Raw genomic sequence first — 1516 nt, forward strand, 5'->3', positions numbered from 1 at the left:
ATGTTCTTGCGCACCAAAGGTTCGCCGCCAGTCAGCCTGATCTTGCTGACACCCTTGGCAATGAAGGCGGAACAGAGCCGGTCGAGCTCTTCCAGCGTCAAGAGATCCTTCTTCGGCAGGAAGGTCATGTTCTCCGCCATGCAATAGGTGCAGCGGAAATCGCAGCGGTCGGTGACGGAGACACGGAGATAGGTGACCGCCCGCCCGAAGGGGTCGATCATCGGTGTCGTGGCACTAAGCGCGACGTAGCCTGCGTTATCTGCCCACCCAAGGACCCGACTCTCTGCCGTACTCGTCATGCATAAACCATGAGCCGGGTCGCGGCCACGTCAGCCAGAACAGACAGCGCCAGCGACGACGCGTCCCGCGTCGGACCGAAAACACCAATCGGCGCCTTGATACGCGAGAGATCGATCTCGGAGAAACCGGATTTTATCAATTGATCTTCCCGACGTTTGTGCGTCCGAGTGCTGCCTAACGCACCAATATAGAAGGCCCCGGATCTCAGCGCCACGTGAAGCGTCGCCGCTTCCTGGTCCAGGTCGTGATGAAGCAGAATAACCGCGGTAAAGGGATCGATTATTTGACTGCCTGATAAGGCGGCCTCCCTCGGATGCCACACCACCACGTCGTAACCCGCTACCTCTGCCACACGCGCCACGGTCTGTGCCTCGACGGTCTGCCCTGAAAGGACCACGCGCGTCGTCGGACGATATACCGTCACGAAGCTGCCATTTTGCCAGCCGGCCCGCGTGACCGGCTCGGCAGGCTCGAGCGATTGGGTCACAAAGGAATACCGCAATGCAGCTGGACGACGTTGCTTTAGAGTATCAAGCACATGCTCGATAGCAGTGATCTTCCTGAGGAGGTGGATTGCAACCGTGATTCCGCCGCCGCAAGGCAGCACAATATCGATGAAGGGCGACCCCTCACCAAACATCACGGTGCGATCGCATCTCTCTTCCAGCGCCAGCAACGCCTCTGCCGCCACGGCGGCTTCCACGCATCCGCCGGAAACATAGCCGCAGTAGCGACCGTCAGCACTAACCACGACGTGCGAGCCAAGCGAGCGCGCCGCGCCGCCGCGAATTTCTACCAGCGTTGCGATGGCGACACTGCCTTGAGCGAAGGCTTCCACCGCGAACCTTAAGACTTCGACGGGATCGTCGGTCGCATGCGCTCTTGCCGGTGTTGGCAAGGCAAGCAAGGATGAGAAGTTATTCAAAGGCCAATTCCCTGGTAACTGGCGGCGGATCCATCATTCCAGCCACCACAATTCTGATTATCAAGCAGCGCTCGGTAGCCCGCCAAGCAGCTTGTCGAGTGTGATTGGATAGTGCCGAACCCGAACGCCGGTGGCATTGAAGATGGCGTTGGCGATCGCGGCCGAAACGCCACACAAGCCAAGCTCGCCGACGCCTTTTGCTTTCATTGGTGACGACATCGGGTCTGTCTCATCCATGAAGATAACCTCTTGGTGCGGAATGTCTGCGTGGACAGCAACCTCATAGCCAGC

2 protein-coding genes and 1 pseudogene are annotated in these 1516 nt (G+C 59.0%); all 3 read right to left on the reverse strand.

Annotation, left to right across the window (positions count from 1 at the left end):
* On the reverse strand, nt 1–221 hold a 221-nt coding region (locus AC1D1Z_RS37305; RefSeq protein ID WP_477853842.1), incomplete at its 3' end, for a radical SAM protein.
* 74 nt (nt 222–295) lie between these two features.
* Nucleotides 296–1225, reverse strand: a complete 930-nt coding sequence (locus AC1D1Z_RS37310; protein ID WP_115156453.1) for an XdhC family protein — start codon at nt 1223–1225, stop codon at nt 296–298.
* Between the two features lie 60 nt (nt 1226–1285).
* Nucleotides 1286–1516, reverse strand: a pseudogene (locus AC1D1Z_RS37315) (xanthine dehydrogenase family protein molybdopterin-binding subunit); the annotation flags it as partial.

The organism is Rhizobium sp. P1_E1 (genome assembly GCF_056406015.1).